The sequence below is a fragment of the Streptomyces sp. NPDC093064 genome (assembly GCF_044754605.1).
GTDB lineage: Bacteria > Actinomycetota > Actinomycetes > Streptomycetales > Streptomycetaceae > Streptomyces.
Genome location: NZ_JBIVPK010000010.1, coordinates 87,061 through 107,836, shown reverse-complemented (window position 1 = coordinate 107,836; position 20,776 = coordinate 87,061). Strand labels below are relative to the sequence as shown.

Below are 20,776 nucleotides of genomic sequence, written 5' to 3'. Positions count from 1 at the left end.
GTCAGACCCCCTCGGACTGGCGGGCGGCGGCCAGGCGGACCGCATCCATGATCTTCTCGTAGCCCGTGCAGCGGCACAGGTTGCCCGACAGGGCCTCGCGGATGTCCGCGTCGGTCGGGTTGGGGTTGCGCTCCAGCATCTCGTCGGCGGCGACCAGCAGGCCCGGGGTGCAGAATCCGCACTGGACGGCGCCCGCGTCGATGAACGCCTGCTGGACCGGCGAGAGTTCGCCCTCCACGCCGGACTGCGCGCCGGCGCCCCGCGGCTGCCACCGCTGGGCGTCCTCCAGCGCCGTACCGCAGGCGCCCGTGCCGCAGGACCGCCGTCTGGCGAAGTCCGCCAGGCCCTCGACGGTCACGACCTCGCGCCCCTCGACCTGCCCGGCGGCGACCAGGCAGGAGCACACCGGCACGCCGTCCAGGCGCACGGTGCAGGAGCCGCACTCGCCCTGCTCGCAGGCGTTCTTGGAGCCGGGCAGCCCCAGGCGCTCGCGCAGGACGTACAGCAGGGACTCGCCCTCCCAGACGTCGTCGGCCTGCTGGGGGCGTCCGTTGACGGTGAAGTTGACGCGCATCACGCGGCTCCCTCGTTCGTTCGGCGGGCGCCGCGGTACGACTCCCAGGTCCAGGTGAGCGTCCGGCGGGCCATGACGCCCACCGCGTGGCGGCGGTAGCTCGCGGTGCCCCGGACGTCGTCGATCGGGTTGCAGGCGGCGGAGCACAGCTGCGCGAACTGCTGGGCGACGGAGGGGGTGATGATCTCCCCGCTCTCCCAGAAGCCGCCCTCGTCGAGTGCCGCGTTCAGGAACTCCTCGGCGGCCCTGGCCCGGATGGGCGTGGGCGCGGCCGAGCCGATGCCGGTGCGCACCGTACGGGTCTTCGGGTGCAGGGCGAGGCCGAAGGCGCACACGGCGATGACCATGGCGTTGCGGGTGCCGACCTTGGAGAACTGCTGCGGTCCGTCGGCCTTCTCGACGTGGACGGCGCGGATCAGCTCGTCGGGCTCCAGGGCGTTGCGCTTGACGCCGGTGTAGAAGGCGTCGATCGGGATGCGGCGGGAGCCGCGGACCGACTCCACCTCGACCTCCGCGCCGGCCGCCAGCAGGGCGGGGTGGGCGTCGCCGGCCGGGGAGGCGGTGCCGAGGTTGCCGCCGACGCCGCCGCGGTTGCGGATCTGCGGGGAGGCCACCGTGTGCGAGGCGAGGGCCAGGCCCGGCAGCTCGGCCCGCAGGTTCTCCATGATCTTCGAGTACGGAACGGAGGCGCCGAGCCGCACGGCGTCCTCGCCGACCTCCCACTCGTAGAGGTCTGGGACGCGGGTCAGGTCGAGGAGGTACTCGGGCCGTCGGTGGTCGAAGTTGATCTCGACCATCACGTCGGTGCCACCCGCAATCGGCACAGCGGAGGGGTGCTCGGCCTTCGCGGCGAGCGCCTCCTCCCAGCTGGCGGGGCGAAGGAAGTCCATGACCGGCTCTCTTCTTCCGTCTCGTGAGTCGTACAGATTGAGCCAATCCGTGTGCGGCGGGCCCGGCTCGTTCCTGTCCCTTTTACGCGGAGTGGAGTCAGTACACCGTTGACCGCTCCGGCTCGGTCAGTCACCGAAAACATGAAGGGTTTGGCTGGTCGGCGCGGGCATCTTGTAGATTCGTATGAACCGAGGTCATCAGGAACCTCTTCGGTTCCCCTGGAAACAGAGGCGGCCGAGGGGACGCGGACTCACCTCTTGGCAGAGCTGCTGCCCGGCCGCGCGGCCGGGCCCTCGCCACTTGACCCATCGTAGTTTTCGAGACACAGAACGGCGGCGACGAGAATGCGGCTGCGCGCACTGCTGGACACCGATGCGCTGGGCCTGAAGCTGCTCGGCGGGGAGGACGAGCTGGACCGCACCGTCCGGGGTGTCATGACCACCGACCTGCGCGACCCCAGCCGCTACCTCTCCGGCGGTGAGCTGGTGCTGTCGGGGCTCGCCTGGCGCCGGGACGCCGCCGACTCCGAGCCGTTCGTACGGATCCTGGTGCGGGCCGGGGTGGCCGCCCTGGCGGCCGGTGAGGCCGAGCTGGGGCCCGTGCCCGACGACCTCGTGGCGGCCTGCGCCCGGCACCGGCTGCCGCTGTTCGCGGTGAACGAGTCGGTGGCGTTCGCGACGATCACCGAGCACGTGGTGCGGCAGGTGTCCGGCGAGCGCGCCGGTGACCTGGCGGCCGTGGTGGAGCGGCACCGCAGGATGATGACGGCCGGCCCGGCGGGCGGCGGTCCCGACGTGGTGCTGGACCTGCTGGGCTCCGACCTGGACCTGCGGGCCTGGCTGCTCTCCCCCACCGGCCGGCTGATCGCCGGGCCCAAGGTGGGGGGCCCGGCGCTGCCCGCCGACATGTGCGCCCGGCTCGCCGCCGAGCACCTGGCGGCCGCCCGCACCGGCCGGCGCGGCCCGCACCGGGTGGCGCTGGGCCCGACGACGTACTCCCTGTTCCCCATCCGCGGCGGCGGCCGCTCCCCGCAGGCCGCGCGGGACGCGCGCGAGACGGTGCTGTCGGACTGGCTGCTGGCGGTGGAGGCGGACGCGGGCGAGTGGCCCGAAGAGCGGCTGGATCTGCTCCAGGGCGTCACTCAGCTGATCGCGGTCGAACGGGACCGCCGGGACGCGGCCCGCACGGTGCGCAGGCGGCTGGCCCAGGAGGTGCTGGAGCTGGTGCAGAGCGGCGCGCCGCCCACGGAGATCGCCGCGCGGCTGAGGGTCGCCGCGCCGGTGCTGCTGCCCGGCCTCGGGGCGGCCCCGCACTGGCAGGTGGTCGTGGCCCGCGTCGAGTGGGACGACGGGCGGAGCGAGGGCGGGCCGATCGCCCAGTCGCTGCTGGAGGAGATCCTCGTCGACCCCCACAGCACCGGTCCCGAGCCGTCCGACCGCGTAGCAGTCGCCCACACGGGCGACGAGGCGGTCGCGCTGGTGCCGCTCCCGGCCGTCTCGGCCGAGCACGACGGCTCCGAGACCGGGATCCTCGCCGACGCGCTGCTGGAGGCCGTACGCGACCCGTTGTCGGCCGGTCTCGACGGCGACGGGCGGCTCACCTTGGGCGTCAGCGCGGCCGTGCACTCGGCCGAGGGACTGCGCGGGGCGCTGGAGGAGGCCCGGCACGCCCGGCGGGTCGCGGCGGCGCGCTCCGGACGCGTCTGCGCGGCCGGGCACCAGGAGCTGGCCTCCCACGTCCTGCTGCTGCCCTTCGTCCCGGACGACGTGCGCCGCGCCTTCACCGCGCGGCTGCTGGACCCGCTGCGGGACTACGACCGCCGGCACCGCGCCGAGCTGATCCCCACTCTGGAGGCCTTCCTCGACTGCGACGGCTCCTGGACCCGCTGCGCCACCCGGCTCCACCTGCACGTCAACACGCTGCGCTACCGGGTCGGGCGTATCGAGCAGTTGACGGGCCGTGACCTGTCCCGCCTCGAGGACAAGCTGGACTTCTTCCTGGCGCTGCGCATGAGTTGAGGCCGTGACGGACGATCAAGGCGCGCCACCTGCGGCCTCCTCCGTCCCACGACTTTGTGAAATTTTTCACCCATCCTCTTGGCCGGGCCACGGATTTCGTGCTGAGATGCCGCCACCACTCAAGGCTCGATGGCGTGCTCGGGGAGGGCAACGTGGCGCATACCGCCATGTCTGGTAACGGAACGACCCCTGGTGACGATCCACTCCAGACCGCGGTATGGCGGCTGCGCTCACGCGCGTGCTGGGCCGACGCGGCAGCGCTGCTCCAGTCGGCCACCGCGGCCGCGGCGCTGCAGAGAACCGCGCTGCTGGTCGAACGCTGCCTCTACACCGAGGCGGGCTGGGAGGCGGCCGAGGGCGCGCTGCGCACCGCCGAGGCGCTGGCCCACACCGACGAGGAGCGGGGCGCCGCCGCTTGTGAACGCGGGTACCTTGCCTACGCGGCCACCCTGCACGGCGTACGGGACCGGGCGGACGAGGCGCGCTCGGCGCTCGGCCGGGCCGCGGCGCTGGTGCCGCCCGGAGGGCCGGCGCGGGCCCTGCTGGACTTCCGGCGCGGTCTGATCGCCGAGAACCTCACCCGCTCCCCGCAGGCCGCGCACGCCGCGTACCGGCGCGCGCACGCGGGCGCGATCGCCCACGCCGATCCGCTGCTGCTCTCCTTCACCTGGCGCCATCTGGCCGGACTGGCGATGCGGGACGGCGAGTTGGCCGAGGCCCGTAACGGCTTCGCCGAGTCGCTGCGGATCCGCGAGGAACTGGGCTACCTCGTCGGCACCGCGCCGGCCCTGGTCTCCCTGGCCGACACGGAGTCCGAACCGGAGGCGTCCCGCCTGCGCGAGGAGGCACGCCGGCTGTTCCGACTGCTGGGCGGCGTGCCGACCTGGCTGGCACAGCAGTTGGCACCGGCACCACCGGCGACGGGGGCGGCCACGGCCTGAGAGACCCACGAGGCGACTGCTCCTCAGAGGAACCTGAGAGGTTGCTGTGCCAGGCTGACCAGCCCCAACGCGCGGACGGCCGACGGTGTCCGCGCACCCCCCACGGTCGCTCTGGAGGATCGCCCGATGAGCCTGGTCAACGGACTTCCCGCGCATGTGCTGCTGGTCCACGCAGTCGTCGTCCTGGTTCCTCTCAGCGCCCTGGCGCTCGTGCTCTGCGCCCTGTGGCCGCAGGCCGCCCGGCGCCTCGGTCTCGTGCTGCCACTGCTCGCCCTGGTCACGCTGGTGAGCGTGCCGCTGACCACTCAGGCCGGGGAGTGGCTGGAACGCCATGTGAGCGGCGACGCGCTGGTGCGCCGGCACGCGGAGCTGGGTGACGGACTGCTCCCGTGGGCTCTCGGCCTGTTCGTGCTGGCGGCCGGCGTCTGGTGGATGTCCCGCCGGACGCCCGCATCGGACGGGGGAACGCGCGCGGGCTCGGTGCTCCGGGTCGCCGCGGTCGTCCTGTCCGTGGTGGTGGCCGCGGGTGCGGTCGTCGACGTGTACCGGATCGGCGACTCGGGCGCGAAGGCCGCCTGGCACGACGCCTACTCGAAGACGGCCACGCAGCCGGGCGGCAACGACTGACGGGCGGAATGCCGCCACCACGTGTCACCGCGCGCCGGCCCGACCCGGCCCGCACCGCATGACCGCCCGCTCAGTCCGCGCCCGCGAAGTGTTCGGCGACCAGGGCGCGCACCACGTCGATGTCCCGGGCGATGAGGGCGTCCAGGAGGGCCGTGTGCTCGGCCGCGTCGGCGACGAGGTCGGCGCGGGCGGGGCGCGCGGAGCGGCCGACGAGCGGCCACTGGGCGCGGCGGTGCAGGTCCTCGGCGATCTGGACGAGCTGGTCGTTCCCGGAGAGGGACAGCACCGCGCGGTGGAAGGCGCGGTCGGCTTCGGCGTAGGTCGCCCGGCACCCGGAGGACGCGGCCCGCACGGTGGCCTCGGCGAGCGGGCGCAGTTCGGACCAGCGCTCGACGGGCACGCGGCGGGCCAGCCGCAGCATCACCGGCACCTCCAGCAGGGCCCGCACCTCGGCCAGTTCGGCGAGTTCGCGGTCGCCGCGCTCGACCACCCGGAAGCCGCGGTTGGGCACGACCTCCACCGCGCCCTCCAGCGTGAGCTGCTGCATCGCCTCGCGCACGGGGGTCGCGGAGACCCCGAACCGCTCGCCGAGCGCGGGCGCCGAGTAGACCTCGCCTGGTTTCAGCTCCCCCGCCACCAGGGCGGTGCGCAGGGCCTGCAGGATCTGGCCGCGCACGGAGGAGCGCCGTACGAGGGGCCGGGGATGCGGGACGGGCGGTTCGCCGTGCGTGTGCTCGCCTCGGACGCCTCTCCGGGGGAGGTCCGCGGCGGTGGGAGCCTCCTGGTCCCGCTGCGGCTCCCCGGCTTCCTGCTCCCGCCGCAGGTCCGCGACCTGCGGCTGGCGCGGCACGCGAGGCACGGCGCCCCGGCCGGTCCCGTGGGTCCGGGTTCCGGCGGAGTCCTGTGCGCCCTGCTTCACGGTTCTCCTCCGGGCTCGCGGTGCTTGGGGTACTTGGGGTGCTTGGGGTCATTACGGCGGCTTGTCGCTCTGCCGTCAAGCACCTTAGGCGCTGTAGGCCAAGGCTTCACATTCCGATCGACTGAAATAAGGTAAGCCTTACCTGCAGTCGAACGTGAAAACGGTGGTCCGGCATGCCTGTGCCCTCTTCGGCCGTAGCGGACGCCTACGCCCGCCTCACCGAGGTCTTCCCCGGACTCGCGGTGACGGAGGCGGGCCCCGGCGACAGCGTCCCGGACGGCGATGGCTGGACCTCGGGCGCCTCCCTCACGGCGGGCGGCAGCGGCCTGGACGCGTTCCTGGCCTGGGACGACGCCCAGGTGCTGCGGGACTACGGCACGCCCGCACGCCCGGACGTCGTGGCGAGCTTCGGGCTGCACCGCTACGCCTGGCCCGCCTGCCTGCTGTTCACCGTGCCCTGGTTCCTGCACCGCCGAGTGCCCCGCCTCCCCGTGACCCACGTCTCCTACGACCGCGCCGCCGGCCGCATGGCCGTACGCCCCGCCGCCTTCGCCTGCCTGCCGGGCGACCCGGCGGCCGCACTGCCCGGCGCGCGCGTCGTACGCGACGAGGAGGCGCTGCGGGCCGAACTCCGCTCGGCCGTCGCCGAGCACCTGGAACCGGTACTGGCCGGATTCGGCCCCCGTATGCGGCGGCGCGGGCGCGCCCTGTGGGGCATGGCGACCGACGAGGTCGTCGAGGGACTCTGGTACGTCGCCCATCTACTCGGCGAACAGGAGCGGGCGGTGCGCGAACTGGAGCTGCTGCTGCCGGGGGCGACCCGGCCGTACGTCGGCTCCGCCGCCTTCCGGGAACTGACGGGGCCCGACGGCGAGTCCCTGCCGACCCGCGACCGGGCCAGCTGCTGCATGTTCTACACCGTGCGCCCCGATGACCTCTGCGTCACCTGCCCGCGCACCCGCGACGCGGACCGGATCGCCAAACTGACCGCCACGGCGGCGGGCTGAGCGACCGTCACATCGGGCCGAACCCGCCCCGGCGGTCCGCCACACCTCCCGCGATCGCGTAAGATCACTCGCGACTGGGACACCCACAAGGTCACAGGTGATTCACAAATCCCTCACCTGTCGCGGGAACTTTCCGCGGAACCACCAGTATGGGTAGTCTTATTCGAACTCAACTCCCGCCCCTCAAGCGGCAGTTCGAGCAGAACGCCGCCCCGGGCATCCCCTTGCACCTCCTTGGCGGCCTCTTGCCCCGAAAACCCCTGAGGGCCGACGGGATTGGGCCACTATGGCGGGCGTTACGCCCTATCCCAATGCAAGGGACCCCAGATGAGACTGACCGACATATCGCTGAACTGGCTGCTTCCGGGCGCCGTGCTGCTCCTGGGCGTGCTGGCGGCGGTTGCGGTGATCGCGCGCGGCAAGCGCTCCTCCGGGGAGAACGCGAGCGCGGACGACTCGTGGGAGCGCAGCGAGGAGCGCCGCAGGCGCAAGGAGGCCATCTACGGCACGGCCTCCTACGCTCTGCTGTTCTGCTGTGCGGCGGTGGCCGCGGCACTCTCCTTCCATGGCCTGGTCGGCTTCGGCGAGCAGAACCTCGGCCTGACCGACGGCTGGCAGTACCTGGTGCCGTTCGGTCTGGACGGCGCGGCGATGTTCTGTTCCGTGCTCGCGGTCCGCGAGGCCAGCCACGGTGACGCGGCGCTCGGCTCCCGGATACTCGTATGGATGTTCGCCGCCGCCGCGGCCTGGTTCAACTGGGTGCACGCGCCCAGGGGCATCGACCACGCGGGGGCGCCGCACTTCTTCGCGGGCATGTCGCTCTCGGCCGCGGTCCTGTTCGACCGCGCGCTGAAGCAGACCCGCCGGGCCGCCCTGCGCGAGCAGGGTCTGGTGCCGCGCCCGCTGCCGCAGATCCGCATAGTCCGCTGGCTGCGGGCGCCGCGCGAGACCTACAAGGCCTGGTCGCTGATGCTCCTGGAGGGCGTGCGGAGCCTGGACGAGGCGGTCGACGAGGTGCGCGAGGACGAGCGCCAGAAGGCGGAGAGCCGGCGGCTGCGTCGCGATCAGGAGCGCATGGAGCGGGCGCAGTTGAAGGCGATCAGCCGGGGCCACCGCGGCTTCATCGGCCGGGGCGGCCGACAGGCCGAGCAGCAGGCCCTGGAGCGCGGCTCCACGCAGGTCACCGCGGAGCCTGCCATAGCGGCGGCGGAGCTTCCCGTGCGCGCGCGTCCGTCCCTCCAGCCCGTCCGCAAGGGGTCCGAGAGCTCCACCCTCGACCTCACCGCGGAGGACGACACAATGGCCCTGCCGCGCCTCGACTCCCTGGAGCGCAAGCTCAAGGACCTGGAGCAGCAGTTCGGCTAGGAACGACTCGACTGGACCGGTGAACGGGTGGGGGGCGCGGCCTGCGGGCCGCGCCCCCCACCCGTTCACGCGGCGTCCGCGCCCAGTTCGAACCAGACGGACTTTCCGACCCCGTGCATGCACACGCCCCAGGTGTCCGCGAGGGACTGCACCAGGACCAGGCCCCGGCCGCCGGTGCCGTCGCCCGTCCCCGGTGTCCGGGGTCTGGGCCTGCGGGCCACGAAGTCCCGTACCTCCACGCGCAGTCCGCGCGGTGACACGGTGGCCGTCAGGATCGCGTCGTCGTCGGTGTGGACGAGCGCGTTGGTGACCAGTTCGCTGGTGAGCAGTTCCGCGACCTCCGACGTGCCGGGCCTGCCCCAATGGCGCAGCAGCGCGCGCAGCGCCCGCCGCGCCTCGGGCACCGCCTTGAGGTCGGCCCGCCCCAGCCTGCGTCTGAGCTGCGGCGGGACCGGCCGTCCCGGGAGGCCGTCCGCCTCTCCGCCCGCCGGTCTCTGCGTGTGTTCCTCCGTCGTCCGAGCCGAGGAGGCCCCGACCGTCGCGGGACCGCCCCCTCGTGCCTGCCTCTTCATGTCCCCCGTCCGCGTGCCGATGTCGGTTCCCCTCCGGTTCGAACACGTTCACGGAGATCCATGCCCCGTCGGGCGCGGGCCAGTCATGCGGAATGGCGCACGCCCAGTTGTCCGGCGCTCCCTTGTCCCGACGGGCTTACGGCCGGGGCACGTTGCGCAGGTTGGAGCGCGCCATCTGCACCATCCGGCCGACGCCTCCGTCCAGCACCATCTTCGACGCGGACAGCGCGAACCCGGTCACCATCTCGGCCTTGATCTTCGGCGGGATCGACAGGGCGTTGGGGTCGGTGACGACGTCCACGAGGGCGGGGCCCTTGTGGCTGAAGGCCTCCTTCAGGGCGCCGGCGAGGTGCCGGGGCTTCTCCACCCGGATGCCGTGGGCGCCGCAGGCGCGGGCGACGGCGGCGAAGTCGGGGTTCTTCATGGCCGTCCCGTAGGCGGGCAGGCCCGCGACCATCATCTCCAGCTCCACCATGCCCAGCGAGGAGTTGTCGAACAGGACGACCTTCACCGGCAGGTCGTACTGCACCAGGGTCAGGAAGTCGCCCATCAGCATGGCGAAGCCGCCGTCCCCCGACATGGACACCACCTGGCGGCGGCGGTCGGTGAACTGCGCGCCGATCGCCATCGGCAGCGCGTTGGCCATCGAGCCGTGCGAGAAGGAACCGATGATGCGGCGGCGCCCGTTGGGCGAGATGTAGCGGGCGCCCCAGACGTTGCACATGCCCGTGTCGATGGTGAACACGGCGTCGTCGTCGGCCACTTCGTCCAGGACGGCGGCCACGTACTCGGGGTGGATCGGGACGTGCTTTTCCACCTTCCTCGTGTACGCCTTGACGACCCCCTCGAGGGCGTCCGTGTGCTTCTTGAGCATCCGGTCCAGGAAGCGCCGGTCCGCCTTGGCCCGCACCCGCGGCACGAGACAGCACAGGGTCTCCTTCACATCGCCCCACACCGCGAGGTCGAGCCTGGAACGGCGGCCGAGGTTCTCGGGCCGGACGTCGATCTGGGCGATCTTCACATCGGTGGGCAGGAAGGCGTTGTACGGGAAGTCGGTACCGAGCAGGATCAGCAGGTCGCACTCGTGGGTGGCCTCGTAGGCGGCGCCGTAGCCGAGCAGTCCGCTCATGCCGACGTCGTACGGGTTGTCGTACTGGATGAACTCTTTGCCGCGCAGCGCGTGCCCGACCGGGGACTTGATCCGCTCGGCGAACTCCATCACCTCGGCGTGCGCGCCCGCCGTGCCGCTGCCGCAGAACAGGGTGACCTTGTCGGCCTCGTCGATCATCTCGACGAGCCGGTCGATCTCGGCGTCGCCGGGCCGGACGGTGGGCCGGGAGGTGACGATGGCGGTCTCGGCGGCCCTCTCGGGCGCGGTCTCGGCGGCGATGTCGCCGGGCAGCGACACCACGCTGACGCCGCTGCGGCCCACCGCGTTCTGGATGGCCGTCTGGAGCAGCCGGGGCATCTGCTTCGGGTTGGAGATCAGTTCGCTGTAGTGGCTGCACTCGGCGAACAGCCGGTCGGGGTGGGTCTCCTGGAAGTACCCGAGGCCGATCTCGCCGGAGGGGATGTGGGAGGCGAGGGCGAGGACCGGGGCCATGGAGCGGTGGGCGTCGTACAGGCCGTTGACGAGGTGCAGGTTGCCCGGCCCGCAGGAGCCGGCGCAGGCCGTCAGACGGCCCGTGATCTGGGCCTCGGCGCCGGCCGCGAAGGCGGCGGTCTCCTCGTGGCGGACGTGGATCCAGTCGATGGCGGCGTTGCGGCGGACCGCGTCGACGACCGGATTGAGGCTGTCCCCGACCACGCCGTACAGGCGTTTGACTCCGGCGCGGACGAGGATGTCGACGAACTGCTCTGCGACGCTCTGCTTGGCCATGACGCTCGGGCTCCCCTTCGGTCTGCCGCGGACCCCTCCGCCTCCATGAAGGCACAGCCCCGGCGCTCACGCCTCCCACACGGCGGCGGCCGTACGGTCGTCCGCGTAGCCCTTGACCCGCACCTGGGCGTCCGCCAGGAACGCGGCGAGGCCCGGCGGGGCGGGATCGGACCACCGTCGCGCGAGGTGGGCGCACAGCTCGGGCTCGCCGCGCAGCGGGTCGGCCAGACCGGCGGTGCACATCAGGAGCGTGTCACCCGGTTGGGCCACGGACGCGCGGAAGCGGAAGGGTTCGCGGGGCGGTTCCGGGGCCGGGTCGTACGGGTTCGGCGGGACGGTGATGCCGAGGTCCATGGTGAGCCGGTCGCCGTCCGGGGGCTCGGGCGGCGGCGAGCCGAAGCCGACCAGAGGGTGGCCGGGCGTCTCGGCGACGCCGGGTTCGATGTCCTGCCACTCGCCCTCGCGCAGCCGGAACAGGCCGCCGGCGCCGACGCCGAAGAAGACCCGTACGCGGCACTCGGGGTCGGCGGGCAGGAGCAGACAGCGCAGGGTGGCCGTGTAGTGCTCCGGGTCGACGCCCTGTTCGGCGGCGCCCGCGCGGAGTCTGCCGAGGCTGCGGTCGGTGAGGCGGTGCAGCCCGGACTTCAGGTCGCCGCGCCGGGCCGCGCGGATGTCCTCGGCCAGCCGTGCGTGGCTGCGCCCCACGGCCTCGGCGATCCACTGGCACACCTCGCCGGCCGCGCGGTGCGCGCCCGGGGTGGCGCGGGCGCCGGTCGCCATCGCGACCAGCACCAGCGCCTGATCCCCCGCGCCGAAGCGCGCGGTGAGCAGCGCGTCGCGCCGCGACTCGCCCCGGTACCGTGCGGAGTCCCCCCGGATCGACACCGCCCGTAGCGTGCACGCCCCGTAGGCGGCCCCGTCCAGCACGGTGTCCGGCACCGCGACGTCCAGCCCGTCCGGCTCGGCCATGGGCAACGCGGTGGGCTCGGCCGCGTAGGTGGGCGGCCGGGAGCCGACATACCCGACGGCAACGCCGCCGCCCCGGACACGCGGTGCGACGTACGCCTCGGCGGCGAGCGGTGCGACGTACGCCTTGGCGGCGAGCGGTGCGACGTACGCCTCCGCGGCGGGCGGTGCGGAGTGCGCCTCCGCGCTGCCCGATGTGGCGTGCGCCTCCCCGGCGGCCGGACCGGCCTCCGCCTCCGCGCTGCCCGATGCGGCTTGCGCCTCCCCGGCGGCCGGACCGGCCTCCGCCTCCGCGCTGCCCGATGCGGCTTGCGCCTCCACGGCGGGCGGTGCGACATGCGCCTCGCCGGCGCCCGATACGGAGTGCGCCTTCCCGGCGGCCGGTGCGGAGTGCGCTTCCACGCCGGCCGATGCGGCGTGCGCCTGCCTGGCGGCCGGTGCGTCGTACGCCTCCGCGCAAGGCGGTGCGTCGTACGCCTCCACACCGCCCGAAGCGGCGTGCGCCTCCCCGGCGGCCGGTGGGTCGTACGCCTCGCCTCCGCCTACCTCACGTCCGGAGCCGCCTACGGCTCCGACAGATGGAGGCTCCGGCGGCGAAGGAGGCGCAGAAGGAGGCGGGGGTGCGGGGGAACGCGGAGAAGCGGACGGAGGTGAAGGGGCGGACGGAGGTGCGGAAGGGGGCGAGGGCGTGGACGGGGGTGGAGAAGCGGGTGCGGGCGTGGACGGAGGCGAAGAAGGTGACGGGGGCGCGGGAGGAGGCGGGGGCGTTGACGGAGGCCGCCCCGCGGCGGGGCCGGCCGGGTCGGCGGCGTCCCTGGGCGAGGGACCGCCCGGGCCGGAGCCGGTACCTCCCCAGTGGGTCGACTCGGCGGAGCCCGACGACCGGCCGTCGCCCGTCCCCTCGGAGGAGGCGGGCGGTTGAGCCGGCTTCACCGGCGCGGAACCCCAAGCCGTCCCCGCGGCGGGCCCCTCGGCTGGCGCAGGCGACCGAGATGGCCGCCCAGGCTCCACCGGCCCGGAACTCCAAGCACCCCCCGCAGGCGGCCCCTCGGTCGGTGCGGGCGGCTGAGACGGCCGCTCCGGCGTCCCCGTCCCCGAATCCCGATCGGCCTCCGCAGCCGCCCCCTCGGCAGGAGAGGGCGTCCGAGGCGACCGCTCGGACTCCCCCGGACCGGAGCCCCAAGCAACCCCCGCAATCGGCGCGGGCGGCTGAGACGGCCGCTCGGACCCCACCAACCCGGAACCCCGGTCAGCCCCCGAATCCGACCCCTCAGCCGGTACGGACGACCGAGGCGACCGGCCAGGCTCCACCGGCCCGGAACTCCAAGCACCCCCCGCAGGCGGCCCCTCGGCCGGTACGGGCGGCTGAGACGGCCGCTCCGGCGTCCCCGTCCCCGAATCCCGATCGGCCTCCGCGGTCGCCTCCTCGGTGGGATAGGCAGGCCAAGGCGACTGCTCCGACTCCCCCGGACCGGGACCCCAAGCAACCCCCGAAGCCGGCTCCGCCGGTTCGGAGCCCCGGTCGGCTGCCGACGCCGTGTTCTCGGGGGTGGTGCGCCACCAGTCCGGAACCGGGTCCGGGGCCGGGTCCGGTGAGTGTGGGGTGGGTAGGGGTGCGCCCCCCAAGGGGCCGCCGACCGTTCCGGACGCCGAGGCGAAGCGGTCGTCCAGGGAATCGGAAACCCCGGCCGCGGGGCCGGTGTCCCCGGCGGAGTCGTCGTACAACTGCCTCCACCAGTCGTCCTCTTGACCGGTGGGCCTTCCCCCCTGCTGGCTCATGCCGCCAATTGTCCACAGCACGGGCCCGGTGGGAACGGGGCATCGGCAAATCCGGTGGACCGAACCGCCCCGCGGCGCGACGAAGTCGCCGGACGGCTCCACCCCCACGGAGGAGCCGCCCGGCAACACCCGGGTGATCCTGGTCCGGATCACGGTCCGGTCGGCCGAAACACCGCCGTCCGGAACACCCCGACGCGGCCCGCGGTGCCCGGCCCGGACGCCGCGGGCCGGGGCCGCCAGTTGCCCCGGCCACCCGCACGAGGTGCGTATCCGTGCAGGCCACGCCCATGGCTGGACAGCGGGCACCCATCGGTGCTTCGGTGGCGCCACCTTGTCAGAGTGACCGGTGGTACAGCGATGATGTGCCGCGGCGGTTTTGCGCCGTGGCTGTTTCCCGCCACCGCCGACGCGCCGCGGAACGTGATGCCGGGGATCTGAAAGGGGAGGGACAGCAGCTGATGCTGGCAGCGATAGGTCTGGACGAGACGCACGAGGCGGCGTACCGGGCCCTGGTGTCCGTGGGCGCCGCCGAAGTGCCCGATCTCGCACGGCGGCTGATGCTCGGCGAGCGGGACACCGAGCACGTCCTGCGCCGCCTGGAGCGGCACGGACTCGCGGCCCAGTCCTCGGCCCGGCCCGGCCGCTGGGTGGCCGCGCCGCCCGGGGTGGCACTGGGCGCACTGCTCACCCAGCACCGCCACGAGCTGGAGCGGGCGGAACTGGCCGCCGCGCTGCTCGCCGAGGAGTACCGGGCGGCGGCCTCCGAGCCCGCGGTGCACGATCTGGTCGAGGTGGTCACCGGCGCCCCCGCGGTCGCGCAGCGCTTCCTCCAGCTCCAGCTCGGGGCGAGCGAGGAGGTGTGCGCGCTGGTCACGGGCAACCCGATCGCCGTCTCCTCGATGGAGAACCACGCCGAGGAGCAGGCGGCCGCCCGCGGGGTCCGCTACCGGGTGGTGCTCGAACGCGCCGTGCTGGACAAGCCGAACGGCGTCACGGAGCTGACCGCCGCGCTCAGCCGCGACGAACAGGTGCGGGTCGTCGAGACCGTGCCGACCAAACTGGTCGTCGCCGACCGAACGCTCGCCATGGTGCCGCTCACCTCGCACACCCCGGAGCCCACCGCGCTGGTCGTGCACGCCAGCGGCCTGCTGGAGCTGCTGTACGAGCTGTTCGAGTCGGTGTGGCGGGAGGCGCTGCCGCTGCAGCTCGGGGCGTCCGGCGTGACCGAGGAGGGCCGGGACGGCCCCGACGCCATCGACCTGGAGGTGCTGTCGCTGCTGCTGGCCGGTCTGACGGACGCGAGCGTCGCCAAGCAACTCGACCTGGGCCTGCGGACCGTGCAGCGCCGGGTGAAGCGGCTGATGGAGCTGACCGGGGTGAGCACCCGGCTGCAACTGGGCTGGCACGCCTACGAACGGGGCTGGGTGGCCCGCGAACGGCACGGCTGACCGCGCCGGCGCCTACAGCGCGCCCTCCAGCGTCAGCAGCCGCACCTTCCGCTCCAGGCCGCCCGCGTAGCCGGTCAGGGAACCGTCCGCGCCGATCACGCGGTGGCAGGGGCGCAGCACCAGGAGCGGGTTGGCGCCGATGGCTCCGCCGACGGCCCGAACGGCGGCGCGGGAAGCGCCGATACGCGCGGCGATCTCGCCGTACGTGGTCGTCGAGCCGTACGGAACGTCGTCGAGGGCGGCCCACACCCGTTCCCGGAACGCGGTGCCGGAGGTGCGCAACGGCAGCCGGAACTCCTTGAGTTCACCGGCGAAGTAGGCGCGGATCTGGTCCTCCGCCTCGCGGAAGGGCCCGGCGTCGTGCCGCCAGTCGGCCTGGGCCTCGCGACCGCCCTCCTGGCCGGGCATGGACAGCGAGGTCAGTGCGCCGGAGGGGTCGGCGGTCAGCAGCAGGGGGCAGAGCGGGCTGTCGAGGGTGGTCCAGTAGGTCGTACCGGTGGGGGTCGCGTGCGTGTGCGTGGTCATGGGGTGGTCTCCAGCTCTTCGGCGGCACGCAGGTGCCGCAGGGCGTACGAGCGCCAGGGGCGCCAGCTTTCGGGGGTGTCCGCGCCGGGCGGGGCCACGTCGGGGTCGCCGAGGGCCCGGGTGCGGATCGCGGCGGCCGTGGCCGGTTCCAGGCCGGGCAGGGCGAGCAGTGCCCGATGCGTGTCGTCGCGGTCGGCGCCCGGGTCCAGTCGCACCGTGCCGTCGGCGAGGGCGGCGGTCAGGGCGCCCAGGGGTCCGTCCGGCTCGGCCTCGGCGAGGACGGCCGGCTCGGGGAAGAGGTGGGTCAGCGTCCCTGTGGGAGCGTCCAGCACCTTGCCGTAGCGCCGGACCAGCTCCGCGGCGGCCGCCGGTCCCACCAGCGCCCGGACCGCTGTCTCCGGCGGGTCCGCCGAGCCCGGCGAGCGCAGGCCGGGCCGGGCGGCGACCAGTGGGGCCAGCCGCGGGTCCGCGCCGAGCCGCTCGTCGACGGCGTACGGATCGGCGTCCAGGTCGAACAGCCGGCGCAGCCGCTGTACGGCCGTGGTCAGATCGCGTGGGTCGGTCAGGTGGAGCCGGGCCTCCAGCCAGCCGCCGGGATGCGCGCCGGACCCGGTCCGCGGTGCGCCGGAGCGCTCGTCCACGTCTGCGGTCCCGGTGCCGTACGGCAGGCGCAGGGTGCGCCGGTAGGTCCGCCGGCCGGGCGCGCCGCCGATCTCCTCGACGCCGGGCACGGCCTCGCGTTCCAGCAGGTCGAAGACGGGGCCGGCCTGGTAGGGGCCCCGGTGGGCGAGCCGCAGCGGGATCCCGGCGGTGGGCGCCGCGGGGCGGCGGCCCCGTGCCCTGCGGGCGGTGGCCCGCAGCTCGCTGGGGGTCGCGGCGTGGACGGACCGCATCGTGTCGTTGAACTGCCGCACGCTGGCGAACCCGGCCGCGAACGCGATCTGGGTGACCGGCAGGTCCGTGGTCTGGAGCAGGACGCGCGCGCTGTGCGCCCGCTGGGCGCGGGCGAGCGCGACGGGCCCGGCGCCCAGCTCGGCGGTGAGCTGCCGGCGCACCTGCCGCTCGCTGTAGCCGAGCCGCGTGGCGAGCCCGGCGACGCCCTCCCGGTCGATCACGCCGTCGCCGATCAGCAGCATGGCCCGCCCGACGGCGTCCGCCCGTACGTTCCAGTCGGCGGAGCCGGGCACCGCGTCCGGCCGGCAGCGCCGACAGGCGCGGAAACCCGCGCCCTGCGCGGCGGCGGCCGTGGGGTAGAACCGCACGTGGTGCCGTTTGGGGGTCACGGCCGGGCAGCTGGGACGGCAGTAGATCCCGGTCGTCTCCACGGCGAAGAAGAACTCCCCGTCGAACCGGCCGTCCCGGCTGCGTACGGCCTCGTACCTGGTGTCCTCGTCCATCACGCCGTCCAGTGTCCGCCCCCGCCCGGGGATGCCGCTGGCGGATATCGGACACCACGGCCGACATGACGGGCTGGGGTCTTTCGTTTGGATCAGGCCGGATCAGGGAGCGGGGTCTGGTGAGCGGAGCCCTGCCAACCGACGACAACGCCGCGAGGCACGGCACCAGACCCCGCGAGCCCGGCGTGATCCAAACGAGAGGCCCTAGTGCCACCGCCCCCGCTTGGCCTCCATCGCGGCCCGGCCCTCGGCGCCCTTGCGCTTCCAGTCCCGCCGGATCTCCGCGCGCAGCCGCGCGTCGGTCTTGGCGACGATCCACTGGCTCTCGCGCAGGAGCTTGCGGTAGCTCTCCAGCCGCCGCTGGGGCAGCTCACCGGCGTCGACGGCGGCGAGCACCGCGCATCCCGGTTCGCTGTCGTGGGCGCAGTCCTGGAACCGGCATCGCCCGGCCAGCTCCTCGATCTCGGAGAACACCTGTCCGACGCCGCTCTCGGCGTCCCACAGGCCCACTCCGCGCAGCCCCGGGGTGTCGATCAGCACGCCGCCGCCCGGCAGTGCGAGCAGGTTGCGGGTGGTGGTCGTGTGCCGGCCCTTGCCGTCGACGTCCCGTGCGGCCTGTACGGTCATCACGTCATCGCCGAGCAGCACGTTCGCGAGCGTGGACTTGCCCGCTCCGGACGACCCGAGCAGCACGGACGTGCCCGAGGAGACGACGGCGAGGAGGACGTCGAGCCCGTCGCCGGTCACGGCGCTGACGGGCAGCACCGGCACACCGGGCGCGCTCGTCTCCACGTCCTGGACGAGATACCCCAGTCCCGTCGCGTCCGGTACGAGGTCGGCCTTGGTCAGCACGATCAGCGGCTGCGCGCCGGATTCCCAGGCCAGCGCCAGGTAGCGCTCGATGCGGCCGAGGTCGAGTTCGACCGCGAGGGACACCGCGACGATCGCGTGGTCGACGTTGGCGGCGAGGATCTGACCCTCGGACCGCTTGGACGAGGTGGAGCGCACGAAGGCGGTGCGCCGGGGCAGCGTCGTGCGGACGTAGCGCGGGTTGCCGCCGGGTTCGACGGCGACCCAGTCGCCGGTGCACACCACCCGCATCGGGTCGTGCGGCGTGACGAACGCGGTGTCGGCGCGCAGCACACCGCCGGCGGTGACGACGTCGCACTGCCCCCGGTCGACGCGGATCACCCGGCCCGGCAGCAGGCCTTCGGCGGTGTACGGGGTGAAGTCCGACTCCCAGCCCTCGTCCCAGCCGTAGGGGGCGAGAGGGTGCGGCGAGACGGAAGAAGGAACGGAAGGAACGGAAGAAGCGGAGGAACGCAAGGGGGAACCCTTCGCGAGGGCGGCCCCGACTGCCCGCGACGGTGCGCGCGGGCGTGCAGGAGGTGTCAGCCGGTGGCCGCGGAGGTGGAGTGGATGGTCCTGTCGTTGCGGGCAGCGCCCATTACCGAGACAGCCATGGGTCACACCTCCTCTTTCTCCGCAAGAACTCAGCGCACTCAGCGAGCTCTGTGAACCGGCAGCGTCGGCCGCCGGCCTCCGCGTGATGCGAGCCTCACCGTAGGGGAGCGCGGGGAAGCGGCGCCACCGAATTACGGTGGCGTCGCCCGCCGTCACCCGATGCGCTCCCAGCCGCGCCGGGGCGGCCTTCCGCTCGGGTGAAGAGCCGGCGTGAGCGCACCAGCGCCTGCGTCAGTTCACCGTCCAGGCCCGGCTTTGGGGTTTCGCGTGTGCGCTTCGGCGCCGGGTCGGTCTCGTTGGCCACCGCGTACCAAACGAAGATGTGGGCCAACAGGCCCTAACGGCGGGCCGGGTGCGCGGCGACCATGGGAGGGTGTCCGAAAATGATGGCTTTCGCTCGATGGACCGGCAGGAGTGCCTGCGCCTGATGGCCGAGGTACCGGTGGGCCGTGTCGTCTACACGCGGCAAGCGCTGCCCGCGGTGCTGCCCGTCAACTTCGCCCTGGCGGCGGACGCGTCCGTGCTGCTGCGCACCTCCGCCGGTTCCGACCTCGTCCGCGCCGTGGACGGGGTCGTGGTCGCCTTCGAGGCGGACGCGTTCGACGCGGAGAGCCGGTCGGGCTGGAGCGTCGTCGTCACCGGCCGGGCCACCGTGGTGACCGATCCGGTCGAGCACGAGCGTCTCATGCGGACCGGGCCGCGCTCCTGGATGCCGATCGAGGAGGACGTCTTCATCCGCATCGAGGCCACCATGGTCACCGGACGGGAGCTCACGGATCTGCGCGTCGCCAATTGAGCGGTCCCGCGTCACCGGTTGACGGCACGGAGGTTGAGCGCACGGAGGGGCCGGGCTGCGCGTACGGTGCGCCGCCCGGCCCCCTCGTCGTGTGCGTTCAGTCCGTGGGGCCCGCCGGTGTCTCCTCCGCGGGGGTCACCCGGGTGGCCGCGCGCGGGGTGCGGCCGCCTTCCGGGCCGTAGCCGAAGCGGATCAGCAGGTGGGGGTGGCACCGGAGCCTCGGGGCGGCGATCGCCGCCCGCAGGTCGGGCCACTCCATCGCCTGGTGCAGCATCGAGGTGCGCACCCCGTACCGGGTGGCCACCAGCAGGGCCCGCTCCATCGCCTGCCCCGCGCGCAGCCAGTCCTCCCGCCGGTCGTGCGGGGTCCACAACAGGGCCACCTGCGCGTGCCGTTCGAAACGCAGGGCGGGCGGGCGCAGCCCGGGCAGCGGTCCTGTGAAGTCCCGCATCGGCATCCGCCCGGCCGTGTCCCGGGGGCCCAGCGAGGTGAGCGGAATGCCGTGAGGGAGGCGCATGTCCGGCGTGTTGACCCACGCCCTGGTCTCGGCGGTGCGGGCCGGGTCGGCGGCGTTGCGCGTCTCGGCCTGCGCGGTCAGGCTCAGCAGGCGCCGGGTGCCGGCGAAGTCGGGGACGTCCAGGTGCGCCCCCTCGATCCGCGCCGCCTTGACCATCTCCAGCACGATGTGCTCCGGCACCGGCCGCCCGGTGAAGGGCATCCGGCTGGTGTGCCGGCGCGCGACCGCGTCGTACAGGCAGCGGTACGACGGCTGTGCGTCGGGGGCCGCCACGAACAGCCGGACGGTGGCCAGCAGGCCGGGGTCGCTCGGGTCGGGCAGGAGCGTCACGAGCGGGTCCCAGCCGAGGTGTGCCGCCGCGACCCGGAGGTTGAAGACGGCCGCGCCCACGGAGAGGTGCTGGGCGCGCTGCCGCGGGTCGGTCAGCGGCAGGGACCGCGACTCGGCGCGGACGTGGATGGACCGGGTGTCGGCGTCCAGGCCGAACCGCCAGGGCTGGGTGTTGTGGATCGACGGAGCCGCCACGGCCGAGTACAGCAGGCTCTCCAGGGTGGTCGCGTCGACTGCCGATGTCCGCATGACGGCTCCTCCATGGGCTCCCTTGTCGCTTGCCCGTCCACCCTCCTTCGCCGCCCGGCCGGGGCGGAAGGGCTCAGCGGGCCCTCGGCAGGGCCGCAGGTCCCGACCGGGCCGCGGCTGGTGCCGATCAGCCGGGGCAGCCGTACCGTGCCGCCGTCGATCAGCGGCACGCCCCAGCGGCGGCAGAACACACCGAACACGGCGTCCTCCTCCGCCACCCGCAGATCGCACCACAGCGCCAGCTCCAGACCGCTAGTGCTGTGACCACCGGCATGGACAGCCGCATCCGGGTCGGCCCCATCGGCCCGTCGCCGCCCTCCGCGACCCGGTTGCCCCGCCCGGTGCCGACCGACTTCAGGTCCGCCGCAGCCGCCCGGCCGGGGCCGGCCGGCCCTGGTGCCGCGGCGGCCCGTGTGGTGTCATGAAAGTGACGGGAAGGACCGGAAGACGCGGGGAAGCGGCGGAAAAGCCGCGCACCGCGCAATCAGGATCCGCGAGAAGTGGATTGTCCT

17 protein-coding genes and 1 pseudogene are annotated in these 20,776 nt (G+C 73.8%); 7 read left to right on the top strand and 11 right to left on the bottom strand.

The features are described 5' to 3' along the window. Nucleotide 1 precedes the first annotated feature (1 nt). Together ACIQFZ_RS15005 and ACIQFZ_RS15000 are read right to left on the bottom strand one after the other, a co-directional pair. Entirely contained in the window at nt 2-574 is a 573-nt protein-coding gene (locus ACIQFZ_RS15005) for a (2Fe-2S)-binding protein (RefSeq protein ID WP_365421068.1), read from the bottom strand. Further along, complete coding sequence (locus ACIQFZ_RS15000) at nt 574-1,464, bottom strand: FAD binding domain-containing protein (RefSeq protein ID WP_402691378.1); 891 nt, start codon at nt 1,462-1,464, stop codon at nt 574-576. The genes ACIQFZ_RS15005 and ACIQFZ_RS15000 overlap by 1 nt, the downstream gene beginning before the upstream one ends. A gap of 345 nt (nt 1,465-1,809) precedes the next feature. Here ACIQFZ_RS15000 and ACIQFZ_RS14995 point away from each other — a divergent pair, with 345 nt between their 5' ends. From ACIQFZ_RS14995 to ACIQFZ_RS14985, 3 genes are all read left to right on the top strand, one after another. Continuing rightward, nucleotides 1,810-3,483, top strand: a complete 1,674-nt coding sequence (locus ACIQFZ_RS14995) for a PucR family transcriptional regulator (protein WP_402691377.1) — start codon at nt 1,810-1,812, stop codon at nt 3,481-3,483. 167 nt (nt 3,484-3,650) lie between these two features. After that, a complete protein-coding gene (locus ACIQFZ_RS14990) occupies nt 3,651-4,424 on the top strand; it encodes a hypothetical protein (RefSeq protein WP_365433724.1) in 774 nt (257 codons plus the stop codon). Nucleotides 4,425-4,550: 126 nt separating this feature from the next. Then, complete coding sequence (locus tag ACIQFZ_RS14985) at nt 4,551-5,051, top strand: DUF2231 domain-containing protein (protein WP_365777544.1); 501 nt, start codon at nt 4,551-4,553, stop codon at nt 5,049-5,051. Nucleotides 5,052-5,121: 70 nt separating this feature from the next. Here ACIQFZ_RS14985 and ACIQFZ_RS14980 read toward each other — a convergent pair whose 3' ends face one another. Next, nucleotides 5,122-5,970: a GntR family transcriptional regulator gene (locus tag ACIQFZ_RS14980; RefSeq protein WP_365777546.1), complete on the bottom strand. Its 849-nt coding sequence runs from the start codon at nt 5,968-5,970 to the stop codon at nt 5,122-5,124. Between the two features lie 173 nt (nt 5,971-6,143). Here ACIQFZ_RS14980 and ACIQFZ_RS14975 point away from each other — a divergent pair, with 173 nt between their 5' ends. Together ACIQFZ_RS14975 and ACIQFZ_RS14970 are read left to right on the top strand one after the other, a co-directional pair. Next, nucleotides 6,144-6,977 (top strand): (2Fe-2S)-binding protein, encoded by an 834-nt coding sequence (locus ACIQFZ_RS14975; RefSeq protein WP_402691376.1) that lies wholly within the window; start codon nt 6,144-6,146, stop codon nt 6,975-6,977. 327 nt (nt 6,978-7,304) lie between these two features. Next, the gene (locus ACIQFZ_RS14970; RefSeq protein WP_365777548.1) at nt 7,305-8,342 is read left to right on the top strand and encodes a DUF2637 domain-containing protein; all 1,038 of its coding nucleotides are present in this window, start codon (nt 7,305-7,307) and stop codon (nt 8,340-8,342) included. Nucleotides 8,343-8,407: 65 nt separating this feature from the next. Here the strand turns inward: ACIQFZ_RS14970 and ACIQFZ_RS14965 are convergent, their stop codons facing one another. The 3 genes from ACIQFZ_RS14965 to ACIQFZ_RS14955 form a co-directional block, all read right to left on the bottom strand. After that, nucleotides 8,408-8,914, bottom strand: coding sequence for an ATP-binding protein (locus tag ACIQFZ_RS14965; protein WP_365435021.1), 507 nt, complete (start codon nt 8,912-8,914; stop codon nt 8,408-8,410). 136 nt (nt 8,915-9,050) lie between these two features. Beyond that, nucleotides 9,051-10,793, bottom strand: a complete 1,743-nt coding sequence (locus ACIQFZ_RS14960) for a pyruvate dehydrogenase (RefSeq protein WP_383058886.1) — start codon at nt 10,791-10,793, stop codon at nt 9,051-9,053. 66 nt (nt 10,794-10,859) lie between these two features. Next, entirely contained in the window at nt 10,860-12,161 is a 1,302-nt protein-coding gene (locus ACIQFZ_RS14955; RefSeq protein ID WP_402691375.1) for a protein phosphatase 2C domain-containing protein, read from the bottom strand. A 1,835-nt stretch (nt 12,162-13,996) separates the two neighbouring features. Between ACIQFZ_RS14955 and ACIQFZ_RS14950 the strand changes: the two genes are divergently transcribed. Further along, on the top strand, nt 13,997-14,986 hold the full coding sequence (locus tag ACIQFZ_RS14950) for a helix-turn-helix domain-containing protein (protein ID WP_365434974.1): 990 nt from the start codon (nt 13,997-13,999) through the stop codon (nt 14,984-14,986). Nucleotides 14,987-14,998: 12 nt separating this feature from the next. Here the strand turns inward: ACIQFZ_RS14950 and ACIQFZ_RS14945 are convergent, their stop codons facing one another. The 3 genes from ACIQFZ_RS14945 to rsgA all read right to left on the bottom strand — a co-directional run bounded on the left by ACIQFZ_RS14945 (nt 14,999) and on the right by rsgA (nt 18,234). Next, a complete protein-coding gene (locus ACIQFZ_RS14945) occupies nt 14,999-15,511 on the bottom strand; it encodes a methylated-DNA--[protein]-cysteine S-methyltransferase (RefSeq protein WP_383058884.1) in 513 nt (170 codons plus the stop codon). Then, nucleotides 15,508-16,908: an AlkA N-terminal domain-containing protein gene (locus ACIQFZ_RS14940; protein ID WP_402691427.1), complete on the bottom strand. Its 1,401-nt coding sequence runs from the start codon at nt 16,906-16,908 to the stop codon at nt 15,508-15,510. The genes ACIQFZ_RS14945 and ACIQFZ_RS14940 overlap by 4 nt, the downstream gene beginning before the upstream one ends. Nucleotides 16,909-17,112: 204 nt before the next feature. After that, nucleotides 17,113-18,234, bottom strand: a complete 1,122-nt coding sequence (gene rsgA / locus ACIQFZ_RS14935) for a ribosome small subunit-dependent GTPase A (RefSeq protein ID WP_402691374.1) — start codon at nt 18,232-18,234, stop codon at nt 17,113-17,115. Nucleotides 18,235-18,745: 511 nt separating this feature from the next. On the opposite strand from rsgA, the gene ACIQFZ_RS14930 reads away from it, so the two are divergent. Further along, nucleotides 18,746-19,168 carry a pyridoxamine 5'-phosphate oxidase family protein gene (locus ACIQFZ_RS14930; protein ID WP_365437656.1) on the top strand — a complete coding sequence of 141 codons (423 nt, stop codon included), beginning with the start codon at nt 18,746-18,748 and terminating at the stop codon, nt 19,166-19,168. 97 nt (nt 19,169-19,265) lie between these two features. Here ACIQFZ_RS14930 and ACIQFZ_RS14925 read toward each other — a convergent pair whose 3' ends face one another. Together ACIQFZ_RS14925 and ACIQFZ_RS14920 are read right to left on the bottom strand one after the other, a co-directional pair. Continuing rightward, nucleotides 19,266-20,264 carry an Acg family FMN-binding oxidoreductase gene (locus ACIQFZ_RS14925; protein ID WP_365777552.1) on the bottom strand — a complete coding sequence of 333 codons (999 nt, stop codon included), beginning with the start codon at nt 20,262-20,264 and terminating at the stop codon, nt 19,266-19,268. A gap of 113 nt (nt 20,265-20,377) precedes the next feature. Further along, nucleotides 20,378-20,739, bottom strand: a pseudogene (locus tag ACIQFZ_RS14920) (enoyl-CoA hydratase); the annotation flags it as partial. Nucleotides 20,740-20,776: the final 37 nt, after the last annotated feature.

Coding starts and splice junctions, on each gene's coding strand:
- ACIQFZ_RS14975 (WP_402691376.1), top strand. CDS start 6,144: ATGCCTGTGCCCTCTTCGGCCGTAGCGGACGCCTACGCCCGCCTCACC.
- ACIQFZ_RS14985 (WP_365777544.1), top strand. CDS start 4,551: ATGAGCCTGGTCAACGGACTTCCCGCGCATGTGCTGCTGGTCCACGCA.
- ACIQFZ_RS14950 (WP_365434974.1), top strand. CDS start 13,997: ATGCTGGCAGCGATAGGTCTGGACGAGACGCACGAGGCGGCGTACCGG.
- ACIQFZ_RS15000 (WP_402691378.1), bottom strand. CDS start 1,464: ATGGACTTCCTTCGCCCCGCCAGCTGGGAGGAGGCGCTCGCCGCGAAG.
- ACIQFZ_RS15005 (WP_365421068.1), bottom strand. CDS start 574: ATGCGCGTCAACTTCACCGTCAACGGACGCCCCCAGCAGGCCGACGAC.
- ACIQFZ_RS14995 (WP_402691377.1), top strand. CDS start 1,810: ATGCGGCTGCGCGCACTGCTGGACACCGATGCGCTGGGCCTGAAGCTG.
- ACIQFZ_RS14960 (WP_383058886.1), bottom strand. CDS start 10,793: ATGGCCAAGCAGAGCGTCGCAGAGCAGTTCGTCGACATCCTCGTCCGC.
- ACIQFZ_RS14990 (WP_365433724.1), top strand. CDS start 3,651: ATGTCTGGTAACGGAACGACCCCTGGTGACGATCCACTCCAGACCGCG.
- ACIQFZ_RS14940 (WP_402691427.1), bottom strand. CDS start 16,908: ATGGACGAGGACACCAGGTACGAGGCCGTACGCAGCCGGGACGGCCGG.
- ACIQFZ_RS14965 (WP_365435021.1), bottom strand. CDS start 8,914: ATGAAGAGGCAGGCACGAGGGGGCGGTCCCGCGACGGTCGGGGCCTCC.
- ACIQFZ_RS14945 (WP_383058884.1), bottom strand. CDS start 15,511: ATGACCACGCACACGCACGCGACCCCCACCGGTACGACCTACTGGACC.
- ACIQFZ_RS14925 (WP_365777552.1), bottom strand. CDS start 20,264: ATGCGGACATCGGCAGTCGACGCGACCACCCTGGAGAGCCTGCTGTAC.
- ACIQFZ_RS14970 (WP_365777548.1), top strand. CDS start 7,305: ATGAGACTGACCGACATATCGCTGAACTGGCTGCTTCCGGGCGCCGTG.